The organism is uncultured Sphingomonas sp., from assembly GCF_964244235.1.
Taxonomy (GTDB): Bacteria; Pseudomonadota; Alphaproteobacteria; order Sphingomonadales; family Sphingomonadaceae; genus Sphingomonas.
Map to the genome: position 1 here is coordinate 1 of NZ_CAXTII010000125.1, position 4853 is coordinate 4853.

Sequence of the window (4853 nt, forward strand, 5' to 3'; positions counted from 1 at the left end):
CCGGGACAAGCCCGGGGTGACGCGTATGTGTGGCGAGTAAACAGGGGCCCTTTGCCAGGGACCTTTACGCCCCGCTCGCCCGTCGCGATAAGCACGCATCGGCGATCGCTCGCCAAGGCCAGGAGGAAATGGATGCGCGCATGGGTGTTGAGGCTGGCATTGGCTTCGGTCGGGGCTTCGATCGGCGTGTCGATGGGGACCGCGGCGATGGCCGCTGAGGACCCGGCACAGCTGCCGGCGACCGCACCGGCCCAGCCTCCCTCGGCCCAGCCTCCCTCGGCCCAGCCTCCTGCAGACGCGCAACCTGCGGTGCTGACGATCGCGCGCGTGTTCGGCAATCCCGGCCTCGGGGGGGCCTCGCCACATGCGCTGCGCCTGTCGCCCGACGGCACGCTGCTGACATCGCTGCGGCCGCGAGCGGACGACAAGGACCGGCTCGATCTGTGGGCACGGGATACGCGGACGGGCGCCGAGCGGATGCTGGTCGATTCCAAGAAGGTCGGCAGCGGCGCGGAACTGAGCGAGGCCGAGAAGATGCAGCGCGAACGCGCGCGGGTCGGCGGATCGAAAGGGATCATCGCCTATGATTTCGCACCCGACGGACAATCGATTCTGGTACCGCTCGATGGCGACCTTTATCTCGTGACGCTCGATGGGCAGGCGCGGCGGCTGACCCAGACGCCGGGCGGCCAGTTGAACCCGATCGTAAGCCCCAAGGGCGGCTTCGTCAGTTTCGTGCGCGACCAGAATCTCTGGGCGCAACCGCTCGCTGGCGGAGTCGCTAGAGCACTGACGACGGGCGGCGGCACGATCCATTTCGGCGAGGCAGAATTCGTCGCGCAGGAGGAAATGGATCGCCGCACCGGCTATTGGTGGTCCCCCGACGAGCGCCACATCGCGGTCGAGCGGTTCGACGAGGCGCCGGTCCACGTCGCGACCCGCGCGGCGATCGGCGCGACGGGGACCAGCGTCTACCGGCAGCGCTACCCCGGCGCGGGGACGCCCAACGTGCTGGTCGAGCTGTATGTCATCAATCCCGACGGTGGCGGGCAGGTGAAGGTCGATCTGGGCGTCGATCCCGACATCTACCTTGCCCGAGTCGACTGGCTGCCCGACGGCACTGCGCTGCTCGTCCAGCGCGAGAGCCGCGACCAGAAGCGGCTCGACATGCTCCGCGTCGATCCCGCCACGGGCAAGTCGGTCATCCTGTTCAGCGAGAAGGCGGGCGCCAAGAGCTGGCTGAACCTGTCCGACGCGTACAAGCCGATGAAGGACGGCGGGCTGATCTGGCGATCCGAACGCGACGGCTATGGCCATCTGTACCTCTTCGTCAAAGGGCATTGGACGCAATTGACCAAGGGGCCGTGGGTGGTCACGTCGCTGGTCGGCGTCGACGAGGCGAAGCGGCGCGTCTATTTCATGGGGACGAGGGACGATGTGCTGGAGCAGCAGCTCTATGCCGTAGACCTGGCGCATCCCGGCACCCCGACCCGCCTGACCGAGCGTGGCTGGACCAACGCGGCAACGATGGACGCGGCGAATACCCGGCTGATCGTGACGCGTTCGAATCCGAATCATCCGCCGCAGGTCTACCTGGCCGATACCGACGGCAAGCGGCTGGATTGGATCAGCGAGAATGCCGTCGTCGCGGGGCACCCATATTACCCCTATCTCGCCGCGCACCGGCCGACGCAGTTCGGGACGATCAAGGCCGCCGACGGCACGACGCTCTATTGGGAAATGATCGCGCCGCCGCTGGTCGAGGGCAGGAAATATCCGGTATTCTTCCAGCATTATGGTGGCCCCGGCACCGGGCAGCAGGTCACCCGCGGCTGGCAGGGCGCGCTGCCGCAATATCTCGTCAGCCAGGGGTATATCTTCTTTCAGATCGACAATCGCGGATCGTATAATCGCGGCAAGGTGTTCGAGGATCAGATCTATCACGCGATGGGCACCGTCGAGGTGCAGGACCAGCTCGCGGGAGCGAAGTATCTGCAATCGCTGCCCTTCGTCGATGGCGCGCGGATCGGCATCTACGGCTGGTCCTATGGCGGTTACATGTCGCTGAAGATGCTGGAAAAGACACCGGGGGTCTATGCGGCGGCGGTATCGGGTGCGCCGGTCACCGACTGGCAGCTGTACGACACGCATTACACCGAACGCTATCTGGGCGATCCCGCGAAGGACGCGGCAAGCTATGCCAAATCGGCGGCATGGGCGCAGACGTCGGACATCAAGGACCCACTGCTGATCATCCACGGCATGTCCGACGACAATGTCTTCCTCGACAATTCGCTGAAGGCGATCGCGCACATGCAGCAGACGGACACGCCGTTCGAGATGATGCTCTACCCCGGCAACACGCACCGCGTCGGCGGTCCCGGGATCAGCGAACATCTGTGGGGCACGATCATGGAATTCATGGATCGCAAGGTGAAGAACAAGCCCTGAGCCAAGCCATTCTTTGTCGCCCCGGCCTTGAGCCGGGGTCCCGCTCCCTCTAGGCGGGGGCGGAAACAGCGGGACCCCGGCGCGAGGCCGGGGTGACGGAGGAATGATGGGTTATAGAATCGCCGTCGTCGGTGCGACGGGCAATGTCGGGCGCGAGATGGTCAACATCCTCGCCGAACGCGAATTCCCGCTCGACGAGATCGCGGTGCTGGCCTCGTCGCGCAGTCAGGGCGACCAGATCGAATATGGCGACACCGGCCGTATGCTGAAGGTCCAGAATATCGAGCATTTCGATCCCGCCGGCTGGGACATCGCGCTGTTCGCAATCGGCAGCGAGGCGACCGCGGTCTATGCGCCGAAATTCGCCAGGGCCGGCTGCACGGTGATCGACAATTCGTCGCTCTACCGGATGGACCCCGACGTGCCGCTGATCGTGCCCGAGGTGAATGCGGCGGCGATCGACGGCTACCGCGCGAAGAACATCATCGCCAACCCGAACTGCTCGACCGCGCAGATGGTCGTGGCGCTGAAGCCGCTGCACGACGCCGCGACGATCAAGCGAGTCGTCGTCGCGACCTATCAGTCCGTATCGGGCGCGGGGAAGGTCGGCATGGACGAGCTGTTCGAGCAGAGCCGCAACATCTTCGTCGGCGATCCCGCCGAGGCGAAGACCTTCACCAAGCAGATCGCATTCAACGTCATCCCGCATATCGACGTCTTCCTCGACGACGGGTCGACCAAGGAGGAATGGAAGATGGTAGTCGAGACGAAGAAGATTCTCGACCCGAAGATCAAGATCAGCGCGACCTGCGTGCGCGTGCCCGTCTTCGTCGGCCATAGCGAGGCGATCAATATCGAGTTCGAGCGTGACATCAGCGCCGCCGACGCGAAGCGAATCCTACGCGAGGCGCCGGGCATCATGCTGATCGATAAGCATGAGGACGGCGGCTACATCACACCGATCGAGGCGGCGGGCGACGACGCCACCTATGTCAGCCGGGTGCGTGAAGATCCGACGGTGGAGAACGGGCTTTCCTTGTGGTGCGTGTCGGACAATCTGCGCAAGGGTGCCGCGCTGAACGCGGTGCAGATCGCGGAATTGCTTGGGCGGCGGCATTTGAAGAAGGCGGTTTGAACGGATAATAGCATGATGCTATCGTCATGGCATGGGCCGGTTACTCGTTCGCCAGCCGGATGATGCAACGATCACGCGGCTGAAGATCATCGTGCGCGACCGTAAGACCTCTGTCGAGGCGCTGGCCCGGCAGGCGATCAGCGATATAGCTCAGCTGACCATTGATGAAACTTTCGATTGTCACGCGGATGCACATGATTACCAATCGCGCGCGCGTTCCCGGTGTATCGCAGACGTCCGGCGTCGATCTCATCGGCGAAGATCGAGCCAGACGATCGACGAAGCGCCGATGATGACCCCCGCGCTCGAACTGGCGAGCGAATATGACGACGCGATTATGACTGCGCCGATCTCGCGGTGGCGGAAGCGTCGGATGGCGAATTGATGACGGCCAATGACAAATTCGCCCGAAAGTTGGCGGAGACCGGCAATGCGACGCGCGTGTTGATGTTGGCACGACCTTGACCACGACCGAACCGCAATATTACAACAGCTTCGACGGCGTTTCCATTGCCTGGCACGAAGTCGGCGAAGGACGTCCTGTCGTTCTCATCCACGGTTTCATGTCCGACGCCAGGACCAACTGGATCCGCTTCGGCCATGCCGCCGCCATCGCTGCGAAGGGTTACCGCGTCATCATGCCGGACCTGCGTGCGCACGGCGACAGCGCGAAGCCACATGACGCCGCGGCGTATCCGCGCGACGCGTTGACGCGCGACGGGCACGCGCTGGTCGCGCATCTGGGGCTGACCGATTACGATATCGGCGGTTACTCATTGGGCGCACGGACGGTGTCGCGGATGCTGGCGACGGGGGCGACGCCCACACGCGCAATCTTCTCCGGCATGGGGTTGGAGGGGCTGACCACCACGGGTCGTCGTGCCGGACATTTCCGCAACATCCTGACGCGTCTCGGCCAGCACGAGCGCGGCAGCCCCGAATGGCTCGCGGAGGCGTTTCTGAAGACGAGCAAAGGTGATCCCGTGGCACTGCTTGCGGTCATCGATACGTTCGCGGACACTGCGATCGAAGATATCCGTGGTCTCGCAATGCCCTCGCTCGTCGTATGCGGTGCGGACGATCATGACAACGGCTCCGCGCCCGCGCTCGCCGACGCGCTACCCGGTGCACAGTATGTCGCGGTACCCGGCGGGCATATGAGCGCTGTTACCAAGCCCGATCTCGGGCTTACGATCGCAAACTGGCTGGGCAGCTAGGACGCGGTGACATTTTAGGGATTCCGCTGAGCCGATAGTTCTGATTCAAC

The 4853-nt window shown here is 64.0% G+C and carries 4 protein-coding genes; all 4 read left to right on the forward strand.

The features are described 5' to 3' along the window. The first annotated feature begins 132 nt into the window (after positions 1 to 132). Entirely contained in the window at positions 133 to 2451 is a 2319-nt protein-coding gene (locus tag ACFE7D_RS13910) for a S9 family peptidase (RefSeq protein WP_375396008.1), read from the forward strand. Positions 2452 to 2557: 106 nt separating this feature from the next. Further along, a complete protein-coding gene (locus ACFE7D_RS13915; RefSeq protein WP_375396009.1) occupies positions 2558 to 3586 on the forward strand; it encodes an aspartate-semialdehyde dehydrogenase in 1029 nt (342 codons plus the stop codon). Between the two features lie 31 nt (positions 3587 to 3617). Continuing rightward, entirely contained in the window at positions 3618 to 3971 is a 354-nt protein-coding gene (locus tag ACFE7D_RS13920; protein WP_375396010.1) for a hypothetical protein, read from the forward strand. Between the two features lie 76 nt (positions 3972 to 4047). Then, entirely contained in the window at positions 4048 to 4803 is a 756-nt protein-coding gene (locus tag ACFE7D_RS13925; RefSeq protein WP_375396011.1) for an alpha/beta fold hydrolase, read from the forward strand. Positions 4804 to 4853: the final 50 nt, after the last annotated feature.